The 16941-nt window shown below is 62.2% G+C and carries 14 protein-coding genes; 5 read left to right on the top strand and 9 right to left on the bottom strand.

Going from position 1 to position 16941, the window contains the following annotated elements; all coding sequences use genetic code 11:
• Positions 1-162: 162 nt before the first annotated feature.
• The 3 genes from argC to NCS00_RS13290 all read right to left on the bottom strand — a co-directional run bounded on the left by argC (position 163) and on the right by NCS00_RS13290 (position 2494).
• The gene (argC, locus tag NCS00_RS13300; RefSeq protein WP_250440259.1) at positions 163-1116 is read right to left on the bottom strand and encodes an N-acetyl-gamma-glutamyl-phosphate reductase; all 954 of its coding nucleotides are present in this window, start codon (positions 1114-1116) and stop codon (positions 163-165) included.
• Between the two features lie 46 nt (positions 1117-1162).
• On the bottom strand, positions 1163-1777 hold the full coding sequence (locus tag NCS00_RS13295; RefSeq protein WP_008352694.1) for a flavodoxin family protein: 615 nt from the start codon (positions 1775-1777) through the stop codon (positions 1163-1165).
• A 126-nt stretch (positions 1778-1903) separates the two neighbouring features.
• Entirely contained in the window at positions 1904-2494 is a 591-nt protein-coding gene (locus tag NCS00_RS13290; RefSeq protein ID WP_008352697.1) for a YbhB/YbcL family Raf kinase inhibitor-like protein, read from the bottom strand.
• A 292-nt stretch (positions 2495-2786) separates the two neighbouring features.
• On the opposite strand from NCS00_RS13290, the gene NCS00_RS13285 reads away from it, so the two are divergent.
• Positions 2787-3500 (top strand): response regulator, encoded by a 714-nt coding sequence (locus NCS00_RS13285; protein WP_008352699.1) that lies wholly within the window; start codon positions 2787-2789, stop codon positions 3498-3500.
• Positions 3501-3582: 82 nt separating this feature from the next.
• Here the strand turns inward: NCS00_RS13285 and NCS00_RS13280 are convergent, their stop codons facing one another.
• Complete coding sequence (locus tag NCS00_RS13280; RefSeq protein ID WP_008352701.1) at positions 3583-4269, bottom strand: orotate phosphoribosyltransferase; 687 nt, start codon at positions 4267-4269, stop codon at positions 3583-3585.
• 308 nt (positions 4270-4577) lie between these two features.
• Between NCS00_RS13280 and NCS00_RS13275 the strand changes: the two genes are divergently transcribed.
• Together NCS00_RS13275 and NCS00_RS13270 are read left to right on the top strand one after the other, a co-directional pair.
• Positions 4578-5819: an MFS transporter gene (locus NCS00_RS13275; protein ID WP_250435327.1), complete on the top strand. Its 1242-nt coding sequence runs from the start codon at positions 4578-4580 to the stop codon at positions 5817-5819.
• 251 nt (positions 5820-6070) lie between these two features.
• Positions 6071-8344 (top strand): NADP-dependent malic enzyme, encoded by a 2274-nt coding sequence (locus NCS00_RS13270; protein ID WP_034473239.1) that lies wholly within the window; start codon positions 6071-6073, stop codon positions 8342-8344.
• A 69-nt stretch (positions 8345-8413) separates the two neighbouring features.
• Here NCS00_RS13270 and NCS00_RS13265 read toward each other — a convergent pair whose 3' ends face one another.
• Positions 8414-11989 (bottom strand): indolepyruvate ferredoxin oxidoreductase family protein, encoded by a 3576-nt coding sequence (locus tag NCS00_RS13265; protein ID WP_250440258.1) that lies wholly within the window; start codon positions 11987-11989, stop codon positions 8414-8416.
• A 346-nt stretch (positions 11990-12335) separates the two neighbouring features.
• On the opposite strand from NCS00_RS13265, the gene NCS00_RS13260 reads away from it, so the two are divergent.
• The gene (locus NCS00_RS13260) at positions 12336-12545 is read left to right on the top strand and encodes a hypothetical protein (protein WP_008352707.1); all 210 of its coding nucleotides are present in this window, start codon (positions 12336-12338) and stop codon (positions 12543-12545) included.
• Positions 12546-12639: 94 nt separating this feature from the next.
• Here NCS00_RS13260 and hppD read toward each other — a convergent pair whose 3' ends face one another.
• Positions 12640-13743 (bottom strand): 4-hydroxyphenylpyruvate dioxygenase, encoded by a 1104-nt coding sequence (gene hppD / locus NCS00_RS13255; RefSeq protein ID WP_008352709.1) that lies wholly within the window; start codon positions 13741-13743, stop codon positions 12640-12642.
• Positions 13744-13888: 145 nt separating this feature from the next.
• Between hppD and NCS00_RS13250 the strand changes: the two genes are divergently transcribed.
• Positions 13889-14392: an Lrp/AsnC family transcriptional regulator gene (locus NCS00_RS13250; RefSeq protein ID WP_008352710.1), complete on the top strand. Its 504-nt coding sequence runs from the start codon at positions 13889-13891 to the stop codon at positions 14390-14392.
• Positions 14393-14467: 75 nt separating this feature from the next.
• On the opposite strand, the gene NCS00_RS13245 is transcribed toward NCS00_RS13250, so the two are convergent.
• From NCS00_RS13245 to NCS00_RS13235, 3 genes are all read right to left on the bottom strand, one after another.
• On the bottom strand, positions 14468-15064 hold the full coding sequence (locus tag NCS00_RS13245; protein ID WP_235366314.1) for a GNAT family N-acetyltransferase: 597 nt from the start codon (positions 15062-15064) through the stop codon (positions 14468-14470).
• 288 nt (positions 15065-15352) lie between these two features.
• Entirely contained in the window at positions 15353-15958 is a 606-nt protein-coding gene (locus NCS00_RS13240) for a TetR/AcrR family transcriptional regulator (protein WP_008352714.1), read from the bottom strand.
• 33 nt (positions 15959-15991) lie between these two features.
• A complete protein-coding gene (locus tag NCS00_RS13235) occupies positions 15992-16792 on the bottom strand; it encodes a DUF1835 domain-containing protein (protein ID WP_034473234.1) in 801 nt (266 codons plus the stop codon).
• Positions 16793-16941 lie beyond the last annotated feature (149 nt).

Below are 16941 nucleotides of genomic sequence, written 5' to 3'. Positions count from 1 at the left end.
ACTCCTGTCTCCTCCATGTCTCCACTGATATGGATTCAGCCCGTCAACCTTGGCGGGCTTTTTTTCGTCGGTACCTTCCGATGCTGCGCCGCACCGACTGATACGAAAAAGGCCGATTCGCCCCGTAGCGTATCGGCCTTTTTTGATTCGGCTGAAGCTCGATCAGCGGGCGAGCCCCGTCTCTTCGTCGGCGCCGATCGCGAGATTCATACACTGGATCGCCGCGCCCGACGCGCCCTTGCCCAGATTGTCGAGGCGCGCCACGGTCACGAAGCGCTCGTCGTTGCCGAACACGAGAACATCGACGCGATTCGTTTCGTTGCACGCCTGAACGTCGAAGAAGCCGGCGTCGAGGTTACTCTCAGCGTCGAACGGCATGACGCGCACGAAGGGCTCGTTGTTGTAATACTCGGCGAGCATGTCGCGCACGTCCTGCGGCTTCGCCGGGCGCGCGAGCTGGTCCGGCGAGAAATACGTCGTCACGGCGAGACCTTTCAGGAACGGTCCGACGATCGGCGTGAAGACCGGCGCGCGTTTCAGACCCGTGCGCACCGACATTTCCGGCAGATGCTTGTGCGTCAGGCCGAGCGCATACGGGCGCGGGCTCATCAGCTTGTCGTCGCCGCCTGCTTCGTACTCCGCGATCATCTTCTTGCCGCCGCCGCTGTAGCCGGTGATCGAATAGGCGTGAGCGTGGAAATCGGCGGGCACGAGGCCGCCCGCGACGAGCGGCTGCACCGACAGCACGAACGCCGACGCGTGGCAACCCGGCACCGCGATGCGCTTCGCCGTGCGCAGGCGCTCACGCTGCGCGCGCGACAACTCCGGCAGACCGTACGCCCAGTCGTCCTGCGTGCGGAACGCCGTGCTGGCGTCGATCATCACGGTGCGCGTGTTGTCCGGCGCGACGAGCGAAACCGACTCGCGCGACGCGACATCCGGCAGGCACAGGAACGTCACGTCCGATGCGTTGATGAGGCGGCGGCGCTCCTCCACGTCCTTGCGCTTCGCATCCTCGATGCGCAACACTTCGATGTCACGGCGCTGCGACAGATATTCGAAAATCTTCAGGCCGGTGGTGCCTTCCTGTCCGTCGACAAATACTTTCGTGGTCATCTCGATCTCGCTGGTTCGTGCGGGCGCTCGCCGCAAAACGGACATTTTAGTGCGAATTCGAGGCGGGCTGATGTCCGTCATTGTCGACGGCGGCGCGATCGCCGATCCAGCGCGCCGTCACAGCCGCGACGCGCGCGCCGAAAACCTTCGCCGTCTCCAGATCGCCGATCGGCGGCGCTTCCTCCGGCGAGGCATCCGCGGGCGATTGCGTGAGCAGCCCGGTGAATCCGCCGACGAAATTCAGGTCGTTGCGCGTGGCCGCCTTCGTGTTCGACGGCATCATGCCCGTGCCGACCCAGACCATCCCGTGCTGCATGGCGAGCGTCACGAAATACGAGATCGTCAGGAATTTATCGCCGTTCATGTGCGCCGAATTCGTGAAGCCGGCCGCGATCTTGTCCTTCCATTTCTGCGCGAACCACGGTTTCGAGCTTGCATCGGCGAATTTCTTGAAATCGGCGGACGGCCCGCCCATGTAGGTCGGCGCGCCGAAAACGATGGCGTCGGCGGCGTCGAGTTCGGCCCAGCCGGCGTCGTCGAGCTCGCCGACGGCGATCAGCTTCACGTTCGCGCCGGCGTCCGTTGCGCCGCCGAGCACGGCGTCCGCGACCTTCTTCGTGTGGCCGTAGCCGCTGTGATAAACGATGACGATGTTCGGCATGGTGTCCCCGAGGTCGGTCCGTGCGCGGCGGCACACGCCGAAGGCGCGCCGTGCGGACGGTTCGGGCCAGTCTAGCAAAGACAATTTCTGACCGACCGGCGCGACCGCACGGTTCTCGACGTCCGACTATCGCCCGTATGTGAAGGTGAGTCGCGCGCTGGCGATGGCCATTGTGCGGATTTCGTGTTCGAACATGAGTGCGGGCGTGCCCTGGCGCAAGCGCAGATCGGCGCTGTTGAGCGCGTACACGGTCACGATGTAGCGATGCGGCTTGCCGGGCGGCGGGCAGGGGCCGCCGTAGCCGTCCGTGTCCCAGTCGTTGCGCGCTTCGATGGCGCCCAGCTTGCGCAGCGCGCCCGAAGCGCTCGCGTTGTTCGGCAGCCGATCCGTGCCGGCGGGAATGCCGGCGACGGCCCAGTGCCACCATCCGCGCCCCGGCGCGTCGGGGTCGAAGATGGTCACGGCGAAGCTGCGCGCGTTCGAAGGCGCGCCATGCCAGGAAATTTGCGGCGAGCGGTTGCCGCCCTTGCACTCGGATTGATCGAAAAGCAGATCGCGCCCGATAGTCTTGCCCGGCGCGAGATCCGTACTGGTCACGGTGAAGACGGGATCGGCCGCAGCGTCGCGCGAAATGGGAAAAACCGCCGCCGCCAAGGCGATGAACAGTACTGATACGACATGGCCACTCGAACTCACGCGTCGGCCGGTGAGGCGCATGGGCTGAACTCCTGTCAGTATCGCCGCGCGTTATAGCAGCGTTTCGCTGGCCGCAACGATGTTTTTTGTCTCAGTGATGCGCTTCGAACCAGCTTGCAGTTTAACATTGCAACAAAGCATTAAAGCTTGGATTCCTTGGGACTTAACCGATGGCGCATTGTGCGCTCGCAGGTTTGGACGTAGTGAAAGCAGCGCCTTGACGGCGACGACTTCCGACTCTATTGAATGTAGAAATGAGTAATTCGATGCAGATTCGCGCGGCAACAAATCGACTGAAATACAGGAGAGTTAAATGAGCCAGCGAATAAAAGTCATTATCGCAGACGACCATCCGGTGATCCTTTTCGGCGCGACGCAGGCGCTCAACAAGTTTCCGGAGGTTGACGTCGTCGGGCAGGCGCGTCAGTCGACCGAACTCATCCAGTTGCTTCAGAAGTCTCCCTGCGACGTTCTTGTCACCGATCTCGCCATGCCCGGCGGTTCGTACGGCGACGGCATGCCCTTGCTCGGCTACATCGGACGGCAGTTCCCGCGGGTCAAACTCGTCGTGCTGACGATGCTCGAGAATCCGGCGTTGCTCAAACGTTTGCGCGAGGTCGGCGTGATGTCGATCATCAACAAGGCCGACGACATGAATCACATCGGCTGGGCGATCCAGCACGTGATGCGCGGCCAGGAATACCTCGGGCCGTCGGTGAAGGTCGCGCTCGACAGCATGGGCCTCGGCGCGAGCGGGCAGCAGCGCAGCGTCATCCTGTCCAAGCGCGAGCTCGAAGTGGTGCGCCTGTTCGTCTCGGGCATGACGATCACCGAAATTGCGGCTCAATTGCGGCGCAGTATCAAGACGATCAGCACGCAAAAGAATACGGCGATGCGCAAACTCGGCATCGAGCGCGATTCGGAATTGTTTCAGTACGCGCAAAGCAACGGATTAATGAACCTGTCGGCGTATTCCGGCGACGGCTCGCTCGACGATTCCTCGCTTTCCAATCCGAACTCGCTCTAGTTCGTCCGCTTGCAGAATTAAAAAAACCGCTGAGTTTAATCAGCGGTTTTTTGCATTTTCATTGCCTTGCGACTGTCAATATTTATTGCGGAGCCGCAGTTGCGCCGCCGTGCGCGGCCGACCATTCCGCCGGCGCATGCAGGAATTTCTCGACTTCATCGAGCGTCTTCGTCTCGAAATAGCCCTGTTCCTTCGCGACGCGCAGCACGTCCCACCATGTGGCGAGCGCGTGCAGATCGACGTCGATGTCCTTCAGCACGGACACGCTTTCCTTGAAGATGTTGTAGTGGAAGAGCACGAAGCAGTGATTCACCGTCGCGCCCGCGGTGCGCAGCGCGTTGATGAAGTTGATCTTGCTGCGGCTGTCGGTGGTCAGGTCCTCGACCAGCAGCACGCGCTGGCCTTCGGTCAGCAAACCTTCGATCTGCGCGTTGCGGCCGAAGCCCTTCGGCTTCTTGCGCACATATTGCATCGGCACCATCAGGCGATCGGCGATCCACGCCGCGAACGGGATGCCAGCGGTCTCGCCGCCGGCGACCGCGTCGATCTGCTCGTAGCCGACGTCGCGCAGAATGGTCGCTTCGGCCATCTCCATCAGGCCGCGGCGAACGCGCGGGTAGGAGATCAGCTTGCGGCAATCGATATACACGGGGCTCGCCCAACCGGACGTGAAGATGTACGGTTTTTCCGCGTTGAAGTGCACCGCCTGCACTTCGAGCAACATCTTGGCGGTGGTGTCGGAGATCGTCTGGCGATCGAAGCCTGTCATGGGCGAATCCTTGGACTTGTGTGGCGCTTGGAAAGCGGGAGGCGGCCGCGCGGGCCCTGGCGCATGGATCGACGCGGAAAGAGCATTCCTTTCGGATGGCTTTTGGCGTTTCCTGCGCGCGTGTCGACGGGACTTGGCGCTTCGGCGCCTTAGTTCGGCGCGTTAGTTCGGCGCCTTAAGGCCGTCCCATGCACAGCTAGCCCGCCATTTTACCCGAGGCGGCGAGGCCGGGCGAATTGTTTGCAGGTTGTGAAGCCGCGCCGCTCGCGCGTAAACTCGCGGCGCCGTTGCGCAACTTCACATCGCCGATGACATCCGTTCCCTCTACACAAGATTCCAGCGTCGCGCCCACGCGCCACGCGCTGCAGGCGCTCATCGCGTCGGTTCTCGGCTACGCGATGGACGGCTTCGATCTGCTGATTCTCGGCTTCATGCTGCCCGCGATCGCCGCCGACCTGCATCTCACGCCCGCGCAATCCGGCGCGCTCGTCACGTGGACGCTCGCCGGCGCGGTCGCGGGCGGCATCGTGTTCGGCATGCTGTCCGACTATTTCGGCCGCGTCCGCATGTTGACCTGGACGATTCTCGTGTTCGCCGTCTTCACCGGTTTATGCGCGCTCGCGCAGGGCTATGGCGATCTGCTGATTTACCGCACCATCGCCGGGATCGGGCTGGGCGGGGAATTCGGCATCGGCATGGCGCTCGTCGCCGAGGCGTGGCCCGCGCGTTTGCGGGCGCGCGTGTCGTCGTATGTCGGAATCGGCTGGCAACTGGGCGTGCTCGCCGCCGCGCTCGTCACGCCGTTGCTCCTTCCCCTGATCGGCTGGCGCGGCATGTTCGCGGTGGGGCTGCTGCCGGCGGTGGCGTCGTTTTTCGTGCGGCGGCATGTGGAGGAACCCGCGCTCTTCACCGAACGCCGCGCGGCCGCGAAAGCGAACCGCGCCCGCAAGCTGCCGCTCAAACGTCTCTTCGACGACGCCCGCACCGCGCGCGCGAGCATCGGCGTCATCATTCTGTGCTCGGTGCAGAATTTCGGCTATTACGGGCTGATGATCTGGCTGCCGAGCTATCTGTCGAAGACGTTCGGCTACTCGCTCACGAAATCCGGTCTCTGGACCGCGGCCACCGTGCTCGGCATGGCGCTCGGCATTTGGCTGTTCGGTCTCGCGGCGGATCGCTTCGGGCGCAAGCCCGCGTTTCTCGTCTATCAGATCGGCGCGGTCGCGATGGTCTTCGTCTACTCCAATCTGACGAGCCCGTCCGCGTTGCTGATCGGCGGCGCGGTGATGGGCGTGTTCGTGAACGGCATGCTCGGCGGCTACGGCGCGCTGATCTCCGAAATCTATCCGACCGAAGCGCGCGCGACAGCGCAGAACGTGCTGTTCAACATCGGGCGCGCGGTGGGCGGTCTGGGACCGGTCGCGGTCGGCGCGCTGGCGGCGCGCTATTCGTTCGCGGTCGCGCTCGCGTTCCTCGCGTCGATCTATCTGCTCGATGTCATCGCGACGCTCTTTCTGATCCCCGAAAAGCGCGGCGCCGAGCTCGTCTGAGCGTGCTTCATCGGACGAAATTGCGCTGAAACGTTGCATCGCGTCATTTCAAGTGCGCGGTGTACACTGGACGTCCCAAAAAAACCAAGGCTCCGTCCGCTCGTCACATCCTTCCGAGCGGCACGTTGCGTCTATCCGACGTGCCGAGCCGTGATACTTGGTCCATCGATTCACATTTCCGCATTCATTGCAGCACGGTCGACGGCAGTGTGAACCCTGTTCAAATAATTCCCAAACGTCTCAGGTCAATCATGGACGAACAACTCAAGCAAAGCGCCCTCGCGTATCACCAGAATCCCCGCCCCGGCAAGATTTCGGTTACTCCGACCAAGCCGCTATCCAACCAGCTCGATCTCTCGCTCGCGTATTCGCCGGGCGTCGCGGCCGCTTGCATGGCGATCTACGACGAACCGCTCGACGCGCAGAAGTACACGTCGCGGGCGAATCTCGTCGGCGTCGTGACGAACGGCACGGCCGTGCTGGGACTCGGCAACATCGGCCCGCTCGCGGCCAAGCCGGTGATGGAAGGCAAAGGGTGCCTGTTCAAGAAGTTCGCGGGCATCGACGTGTTCGACATCGAGTTGGCTGAAACCGATCCGGACAAACTCGTCGATGCGATCGCGATGCTCGAACCGACGCTCGGCGGCATCAATCTCGAAGACATCAAGGCGCCGGAATGCTTCTATATCGAGAAGAAGCTGCGCGAGCGCATGAAGATTCCCGTTTTCCATGACGATCAGCACGGCACGGCGATCATCGCTTCGGCGGCGATTCTCAACGGCCTGAAAGTGGTCGGCAAGAAGCTCGAGGAAGTGAAGCTCGTCTGCTCGGGCGCGGGCGCGGCGGCGATCGCGTGTCTGGATCTGCTCGTGCATCTGGGTTTGAAGAAGTCGAACACGCTCGTGATCGATTCGAAGGGCGTGATCTACGAAGGCCGCGGCAATCTGGATGCGTCGAAGGAGCGCTATCAGGCGTCGACCGACGCGCGCACCCTCGCCGATGCGATGCACGGCTGCGACGTGTTCCTCGGCTGTTCCAGCGCGGGCGTGCTGAAGGCCGAGATGGTCCAGACGATGGCCGACAAGCCGCTGATTCTCGCGCTCGCGAATCCCGAGCCGGAAATCCGCCCGGAAGAAGCGAAGCGCGTGCGTCCGGACTGTATCGTCGCGACGGGCCGTTCGGACTATCCGAACCAGGTCAACAACGTGCTGTGCTTTCCGTTTATCTTCCGCGGCGCGCTGGATGTCGGCGCGACGACGATCACTGAAGAGATGAAGCTCGCGTGCGTGCGCGCGATCGCGGAACTCGCCGAAGAGACCGATCAGGGCGATGAAGTCGCGAAGGCATACGAAGGTCATTCGCTGGAATTCGGTCCGGAATATCTGATTCCGAAGCCGTTCGATCCGCGCCTCATCATCAAGATCGCGCCGGCTGTCGCGCAAGCCGCGATGGATTCGGGCGTGGCGACGCGTCCGATCAAGGACATGGACGCGTATCGCGAGACGCTCGGCGCGACGGTGTATCGCACGGGCATGGTGATGCGCCCGGTGTTCGCGGCGGCGAAGGCGGCGCCGGCGCGCATCGCGTTCGCGGAAGGCGAGGACGAGCGCGTGCTGCGCGCCGCGCAGTTCGTGCTGCTGGAGAAGATCGCGAAGCCGATCATCATCGGGCGTCCCGCGGTCGTCGAGATGCGTCTGCAGAAGATGGGCTCGAAGCTGAAGCCAGGCGTCGATTTCGAGATCGTGAATCCGGAAGACGATCCGCGTTATCAGAAGAGCTGGCAGGCGTATCACGAGATCGCCGCGCGTCAGGGCGTGACGCCCGAAAGCGCGAAGGCCGCGCTGCGCAAGTTCAACACGCTGATCGGCGCGATTCTGGTTCATACCGGCGACGCGGACGGGATGATCTGCGGTCTCATCGACACGTATCAGGATCATCTGAAGTTCATCGATCAGGTGCTCGGCAAGGCCGAAGGCGCCAACAACTTCGCGGCGATGAACTTGCTGATGCTGCAAGGGCGCAATCTGTTCATCAGCGACACGTACGTCAATGAGACGCCGACGGCCGAACAACTCGCCGACATGACGATTCTCGCCGCGCGCGAGATCGAGCGTTTCGGCGTGCAGCCGAAGGTCGCGCTGCTGTCGAATTCGAACTTCGGCAGCGTGCCGAGCGCATCGGCGAGCCGGATGGCCGAAGCGCGCAAGCTGATCGCCGAGCGCGCGCCGGATCTCGAAATCGACGGTGAAATGCACGGCGACGCGGCTTTGTCGGAAGCCGTGCGCAAGGCTTCGTTCCCCGGCACGACGCTGCATGGCGAGGCGAATCTGCTCATCATGCCGAACGTCGAGGCGGCGAACATCACGTATAACCTGCTCAAGATGGTGAGCGGCGAAGGCGTGACGGTCGGGCCGTTCTTGTTGGGTGCCGCGAAGCCGGTTCATATCCTCACGCCGGCGGCGACCGTGCGTCGGATCATCAATATGACGGCGGTGGCGAGCGCGAATGCGCGCGTGGCGAAGTAAGGTTTATTTGCTGCGCTGAAAGAAAAACGGCGATCCGGAAAGGATCGCCGTTTTTTTTGAGCCAGCGCGTCAGGCTACTTGTCGCTTTTCGTCACCCTGCGGATCGCGCCACCGTCCCAGCAACTTCTCCCACTTCAGCTTCGCGGCCTTCACGTTGTTTTCCTTGATGTGCCCATACCCGCGCATCGAATCCGGCAGATTCGCCAGTTCGATCGCGAGCGGCAGCTTCTCTGCCGTCAATCCGCCGATCAGCTCCTTCACCAGCGCTTCGTATTCGCCGATCAACGCGCGCTCCATCTTCCGCTCCTCCGTGCGTCCGAACGGGTCGAGCGCCGTCCCGCGCAGGAACTTGAAACGAGCGAGAACACGCATCGCGGACATCATCCACGGGCCGTACTGCTTCTTCACCAGATGCCCATGCGAATCCTTCTTCGACAAGGAAGGCGGCGCGAGATGCACCTTGATCTTCCAGTCGCCTTCGAAGCTCCCGCGAATCTTGTCGAGGAAAGCCGGATCGGCATACAGGCGCGCGACTTCGTACTCGTCCTTATAAGCCATGAGCTTGTGAAGATTCTTCGCGACAGCTTCCGTCAACGAATAATCACCGGTTCCGAGTTCCGCTTCCTTCGCGCGCACCGACGCGACCAGCCGCCCATACCGCGCCGCATAAGCCGTGTTCTGATACTTCGCGAGATAGTCGAGCCGCTTGTCGATGAGCGTATCGAGCGCCTTCGGCGTATGCAGCGCAATGATCTTGCCCGGCGCGTCTTGCGTGTGCGTCCCGTGAGCGAGCCGCGTAACCGACGAAAGATCGTGCGCCGCGCGTCGTCCCCATTCGAACGCCGCGAGATTCTTCTCGACCTGCACCGCGTTCAATTCGATCGCGCGCACCAGCGATTCATGCCGCAGCGGCACCCAGCCCTTCTGCCACGCAAACCCGAGCACGAACGGATTCGTATAAATCGCGTCGCCCATCAGCGCGACGGCGAAGCGGTTGGCATCGACGAGCGCGACGTGCTCGCCCGCCGCCGCGCGGATATCCGCCTCGGCGCTCGCGCCCGGAAAGCTCCAGTTCGGATTCTTGATGAACTCGGCGGTCGGCGTTTGCGCGCTGTTCACGACGACACGCGTGTGGTCCGGCTGCATCCGCGAGCCGCATTCGTTGCTCGCGGTCACGATCGCGTCGCAGCCGATGACGAGATCCGCCTCGCCCATCGCGATGCGCGTCGCGTGGATATCGGCAGGACGATTCGCGATCTGCACGTGGCTCATCACGGCGCCGCCTTTCTGCGCGAGACCGGTTACGTCGAGCACGGTGACGCCTTTCTGCTCCAGATGCGCCGCCATGCCGAGCAGCGCGCCGATCGTCACGACGCCCGTTCCTCCGACGCCCGTCACCAGCACGCCATACGGCCGCCCGATTTCCGGCAGCTCGGGCGTGGGCACGGCGGGCATCGCATCGCTCGCGACGCTCGTCGCCTTCGGTTTCTTCAACTGCCCGCCTTCCACCGTGACGAAGCTCGGGCAGAAGCCGTTCAGACACGAATAGTCCTTGTTGCACGTCGACTGGTTGATCTGCCGCTTCGTGCCGTACTCGGTTTCGAGCGGTTCCACCGACAGGCAATTCGACTTCACCGAGCAATCGCCGCAACCTTCGCACACGGCCTCGTTGATGACGACGCGCTTCGCCGGATCGGGAAACGCGCCGCGTTTGCGGCGACGCCGTTTCTCGGTGGCGCAGGTCTGGTCGTAGATCAGGATCGACGTGCCCGGAATGTCGCGCAACTGGCGCTGGATATCGTCGAGTTCATCGCGATGATGCACGTCGATGCCCGGCGCGAGTCCGACATTCGCCGTGTACTTCTCCGGCTCATCCGTGACGATGACGATCTTCGCCGCGCCTTCCGCCGCGAGCTGATGCGTGATCTGCGGCACGGTCAGCACGCCGTCGACGGGCTGGCCGCCCGTCATCGCGACGGCATCGTTGTAAAGAATCTTGTAGGTGATGTTCACCTTCGCCGCGATCGCCGCGCGGATCGCGAGCAGGCCCGAATGGAAGTACGTGCCGTCGCCGAGATTCGCGAAGACGTGCTTGTCGTTCGAGAACGGCGCCTGGCCGACCCACGCGACGCCTTCGCCGCCCATCTGGCTGAACGTGCTCGTGTTGCGGTCCATCCAGACCGTCATGTAGTGACAGCCGATTCCGGCCATCGCGCGCGATCCTTCCGGCACGTTCGTCGACGTATTGTGCGGACAGCCCGAGCAGAACCACGGCTTGCGCTCCGCCTCGACGCGCGGCCGCGCGAGCGATTTCTCCTTCGCGTCGATCACGGCGAGGCGCGTCGCGATGCGCGCACGCACGTCGGCGGGGAGATCGAACTTTTCGAGGCGCGTGGCGATCGCCTTCGCGATGATCGCGGGCGACAGCTCGTAGTGCGCGGGTAGAAGCCAGTTGCCCATCGGCACGGACCATTCGCCGCCGGCGCCGTCTTTCTCGTCGAACTTGCCGTAGACGCGCGGACGTTGCGCATCCGGCCAGTTGTACAGCTCTTCCTTGATCGCGTATTCGAGAATCTGGCGCTTTTCTTCGACGACGAGAATCTCTTCCAGCCCGCGCGCGAATTCCTGCGCGCCTTGCGCTTCCAGCGGCCACACGCAGCCGACCTTGTAGAGACGAATGCCGATTTGCGAACACGTCGCGTCATCGAGGCCGAGATCGGTCAGCGCCTGACGCACGTCGAGATACGCCTTGCCGCCGGTCATGATGCCGAAGCGCGCGTGCGGCGAATCGATCTCCACGCGGTCGAGCTTGTTCGCACGCACATAGGCCAGCGCCGCGTACCACTTGTAGTCGAGCAGACGCGCTTCCTGCACGAGCGGCGGATCGGGCCAGCGGATGTTCAGGCCGCCGTCGGGCATCGCGAAATCGGTGGGCAGCACGATTTGCGTGCGATGCGGATCGATATCGACCGAAGCCGACGACTCGACGACATCTGTCACGCATTTCATCGCGACCCACAGGCCGGAGTAGCGCGACATCGCCCAGCCGTGCAGGCCGAAATCGAGATATTCCTGCACGTTCGACGGAAACAGCACCGGCAGTCCGCACGCCTTGAAAATGTGCTCCGACTGATGCGCGAGCGTCGACGATTTCGCGGCATGGTCGTCGCCGGCGAGCACGAGAACGCCGCCGTGCTTCGCGGAGCCAGCGGAGTTGCCGTGCTTGAAGACATCGCCCGAGCGATCGACGCCCGGACCTTTGCCGTACCACATCGAGAAAACGCCGTCGTATTTGGCGCTCGGGTACAGGTTGACTTGCTGCGAGCCCCACACGGCGGTGGCGGCCAGATCTTCGTTCACGCCCGGCTGAAACACGATCTGATGCCCGGCGAGATGCTTCTTCGCCTTCCAGAGGGACTGATCGAGACCACCGAGGGGAGAACCGCGATAACCGGAGATGAATCCGGCCGTATTGAGACCAGCGGCTTTGTCGCGCTCTTGCTGGAGCATCGGCAGACGCACCAGCGCCTGGATGCCGCTCATGTAGGCGCGGCCGCGTTCGAGCGTGTATTTGTCGTCGAGCGTGACGGACTTCAGCGCGGCTTCTAGCGAAGCTCTCTGTTCTGCGTCTAGCGGGGCGTTCATTATGTGTCTTCCTCCACCCGAGGTTTGGGATCACCAAAGCATGTTTCCGGGCCGTCGCGTCTTATGAACGGTCGGGCCGGGATTCCAGTTTGCCGGTCTAAGGGTTTTCGAGACAGTGGGACAAACCCGTTAAAAATTCCTCGCTTGGTTGCGCTTTGCGTCAATTCCTTGACGATTTGACCGTGATCGGGAAGGTTTTGTTACATCGTGTAAAACCGACCGATCTGCGGAACCCTGCCGCTCATCCCTGTCTAAAATGGCGCTTCCGGAAATCCCGTGCCATCTTTTTAAGCACGTTTTGGCTTCCGAAAGCGAGTTGTACGCAAGCAGTTAGAAGGAGATAACGATGAAACAACGCCACATCCAGAATTTCTTGATGGTTTCGGCAGCCTTTTTCGCCATTAGCGCGCCCGTTGGTGGCGCACGGGCGAATAATGCCTCGCCGTTCGGGGCGTCGTCGGTTGCACAGGTCGCGCAAGTGCGCGTTCAGTCGGTTCAGGCTGGCGCCCAACAGCGCCGCGAATCCGAAAGCAGCGACGACGAGACGGCGGGCTGACCCGATCGTCGCGGTCCGCGCCGACAAAGCGGGTCGCCGGAATGGAAAAAGGGACATGAAATTCATGTCCCTTTTTTTGTGCCGCTCGTATTTCTTAGCTCGCGGTGGTGTCCTTCAGCACGCCACGGCGCATTTGATCCAGTTCGATCGATTCGAACAGCGCCTTGAAGTTGCCTTCGCCGAAGCCCTGGTTGCCCTTGCGCTGAATGATCTCGAAGAAGATCGGCCCAATCTGGTTCTCCGTGAAGATCTGCAACAGGATTTCGTCCTTGGTGCCGTCGATCAGAATCTTGCGCTTTTTCAGTTCCGCGACGGATTCGCAATGCCCCGGCACGCGACGATCGACGAGTTCGTAATACGTGTCGATGGTATCGAGCAGCGCGATCTTCGCGCCGCGCAGTCCGTCGACGGTGCCGTAAATGTCGCCCGTGCCGAGCGCGATGTGCTGAATGCCTTCGCCGTGGTACGCGTCGAGATATTCCTGAATCTGGCCGGCGTTCTCCGAGCCTTCCTCGTTGATCGGAATGCGGATCTTGCCGCACGGCGAGGTCATCGCTTTCGACTTCACTGCCGTCACCTTGCCTTCGATATCGAAGTAACGCACTTCGCGGAAGTTGAAGAGCCGCTCGTAGAACTCCGCCCATTCGACCATGCGGCCGCGATGCACGTTGTGCGTCAGGTGATCGATATACGTGAGGCCGTGGCCGACCGGATTCTGCTCCGCGCCCGGGATCGGCTCGAAATCGACGTCGTAAATGCTGATATCGCCGATGCTGCCCGGCTGCGCGCCGTTCTTGCCGCGCCAGCGATCCACGAAATAGATCAGCGAATCGCCGATGCCCTTGATCGCCGGGATATTCAGCTCCATCGGACCGGTCTTGTTGTCGAAACCCCAGGCGCCGAGTTCGAGCGCGCGCTGATACGCCTTGGCGGCATCGGCGACGCGGAATGCGATCGCGCAGATCGACGGCCCGTGCAGACGCGCAAAGCGCTGCGCGAAGGAATCCGGCTCCGCGTTCACGATGAAGTTGATTTCCCCTTGCCGATACAGCGTCACATCCTTGTGACGATGCTTCGCGATCGCCGTGAAGCCCATCTGCTCGAACAGTTTCCCGAGCGCGACGGGATCCGGCGCGGTGTATTCGATGAACTCGAAGCCGTCGGTGCCGACGGGATTGTCCCAAGTCGTTGCGGTCATGCATGTCTCCTGATTGGCGTGCGGCGCGTGTGCGCGACGTGAAGACAGTTTAGTCAGATGGCGATGGCAAAAACTTGCGAAACAAATCGCGCATTCATAAGATTGCGCACGATACTGCTAATCGAGTGCATTCCGGAGCTATGAAATGGCCGAACCCGAATTGGACATGATAGACCGCCGCATTCTTGCGATCCTTCAGGAAAATGGCCGGCTGTCGAATCAGGAGATCGCCGAGCGCGTGAATCTGTCGCCGAGTCCGTGCTTGCGGCGCATCCGTCGGCTGGAGGAGATCGGCGTCATTCGCGGGTACGTCGCGTTGCTCGACGCAAAAAAACTCGGGCTCGGCTTGCTTGCCTATATCAACGTGCGTCTGGAAAAGCGCGGCGGCACGCAGGCCGCGGCGGGCACGCCGAAGGCGCCGACGCACGGCGATCTCTTTCGCGAAGCCGTGCGTTCATGGCCGGAAGTCGTCGCGTGCGACGCGATGACCGGCGAGATGGACTTTCTGCTGCGCGTGCAAGTGCGCGACATGGATGACTTTTCGCGCTTCGTGCAGGACGAGTTGCTGCATCATCCATCGGTGATCGACGTACGCTCGAGCTTCTCGCTGGAGCGCATCAAGGAGACGACGGTTCTGCCGTTGCGCTGAAATGAAAAAGGGCGGTCGATGCCGCCCTTGCTGGTCCCGCTCGCAGCGCAAACCCCGCGCTGTTCTCGATGATGGTTAAGCTGCGTCCGCCGTCGGAACGAACGCCTGAAAAACCTGCGACGCACGATGCGCCTGGCGCTTGATCGCGTAGTCGAACACGGCCGCTTGTTCCTGGAGCATTTCGGCCATGATGCTGGTCTGATCGGCCGGCGCGAGCGACAGATAGGCGTCCGCTTCGCCGTACGCGTACTCGATCTTCATGCCCGACTTCTTCGCGATGTGCATCATGGTCGAGTTGCGCGACAGGCAGTGCATGTAGAGCACCGACACGTGCGTGTTGCGGCTGCGCATGGCGGCGCGCTCGAAGAGCTTCGAGCCGACGCCGCGGCCGCGGGCGCTTTCGAGCACCGACACGCCGAACTCGGCGGTGCGCTTGTCGCCTTCGGCGGGCAGATAGGCCAGATGGCCGACGCCGATCAATTCCAGCGCGCTGCCGAAGACACCGAACACCTTGTCGTCCGCGAAATTGATGTTGCGCACGTAGTTCTCGATGACGTGGTCCGGCACGATCTGGCCGAACCGCAGAAGACGGTCGTCTTCATCGAGCGCGAGGAAGTGCGTGAGGAGACGCTCGCGATCCGCCGAAGACAACTCGCGGACGAGAACCGGCATACGCGCGTCTTTGAGCGGCTGATCGTGCGCGACGATCTGCTCGGCAGTGCGGTTGATAGTCAGTTCCACGGTCGTTTCTCCTTCGATTCGTCATGCAGCGTGCTGCAAAGCAAAACGAATTCTAGCCGATCTGGGAGAAGCGAGTACGGGAAAACCCTTAAAACCGATTAGGCGTGACGTTCTAAACAAGCGCTGAAATCAATTTAGGTCAATGAAATCAGTCGCTTAACAGATTGGCGTGAACGCAACGGTTCACCGACCGGTGAGTCTGTTGTGCCGCAGCATTTTCTAACGGTCGACGTTTAACCCATTTTCGATCATGTCGACGACCTGCTCGGCGAATTCGCTGTAGCCGAGCTTTCCGCCCGGCTTGAGCCAGGTGAACGTCCAGTTGATCATGCCGAACACCATCATTGTGAGGGCGGTCTGATTGTCCTTGGTCGCGCGTTTCGGATACGCGCGCGCCAGTTGTCGCGCGAACGCCGCCACGATGTCGCGCTGACGATCGAGGACGATTTCGCGCTGCGCCTCTTCGAGATACTTCACGTCGTTCAGCAGCGCAACGTGCCGGCTGTGCGACGTCTCATATTCGGCGAGGAACGCGCGCACGAGCTCGGCGAACGCCTCGCGCTCGCCCAGTCCGCGCCGCTGGCTCGCGCCTTCGACCTCCGCGATGATCAGCATCAGCCGCTTCGTGTAGCGATCGAGCAGATCGAAGAGGATCGCTTCCTTGCTCTCGTAATAGTGATAGAGGCGGGCTTTCGACGTGCCGCTCGCCGCGGCGAGATCGGCCATCGAGGTACTGGGATAGCTCGTCTGCGCGAATTTCGCGGCGGCGAGTTCGAGGATCTGTTCGCGTTGCGTCTCGTGATCGGGCGCTTTGGTACGGGCCATGTGTTCGAAGAATGCGTTCTTATAAATATGGATTCAGCGGCGCAGTTCGGCCTGACTGATTTCGGACGGCGTGCCGCGGATTTTAAGCCGTCCCGCCATCACGAGTTCGCGGCAACGCCAGAACGCGACGGCATCGGAGAGCAGGAAATCGAAGCGCTGTGCCATCGCCGCGCCGGCGATGCGGGCGGCCGGCTTCCATTCTGGACTGGCGAGATCGAGCAGCGCTTCGTCGACGTCGGTCCAGGTTCCCGATACGAGCATGTTGTCGCGCAGCCGGCGCGTTTCCGCGTTGGCGTACTTCGCTTCCTGCCATTCGAGCGCGAGCCGGCTGATGCGCAGCACGGAAATGGGCGCGGCGGTCGGCAGCTTCGCGACCAGTTGCTTCGGCGAGAACATGCCGACGGCCGTCGCGCGGTCTTCGCGGCTGACGCGTTGCGGCTCGCTGTCGTCGGTTCCGATCGACAGATCGTCGTACGTGAGTTTTGCTTCGTTCAGGCGCTGCGGCGCATTGCGCAGATGATAGGCGACGCGTCGCAACGTGAGCTGATCCGCCGCGCTCTGACCGTGCCACACGACGATCTGTCCGTCGCCGCGCGCGAGGCGGGTGAAGAGCGCCTGTTGCTGTTCGAGTTCGTCTTCGAAGTCGATGCCGCTCGTTATGATCTGACGCCAGAACGTGGCGCGCGCGAGCACCGATTCGTCGATGTCCCTGAGCGGACCGACGGCGAGATCGTCGCGCAGCGCAATGACGCGCTCATCGCGTTCCGCGCGCAGCAGGGCTTCGGTGAGCGATTGGGCCGCGCTATCGCCATTCGTGACATGAATCGTGTTCATCGGTGTCGGCTGCCGGAAAGACGAAAGGACCGCTCGGGTGAGCGATCCTAGTTTACGCGAATCGAATGCCGGCGGGACGTCGCTTACCGCTCGTCGAAGCTCACAACCACGCGCTCGCTCACCGGATGGCACTGGCAGGTCAGCACGAA

The sequence above is a fragment of the Caballeronia sp. AZ1_KS37 genome, from assembly GCF_023631165.1.
Taxonomy (GTDB): domain Bacteria; phylum Pseudomonadota; class Gammaproteobacteria; order Burkholderiales; family Burkholderiaceae; genus Caballeronia; species Caballeronia zhejiangensis.
This window is presented reverse-complemented; position numbering and strand designations above follow the sequence as displayed.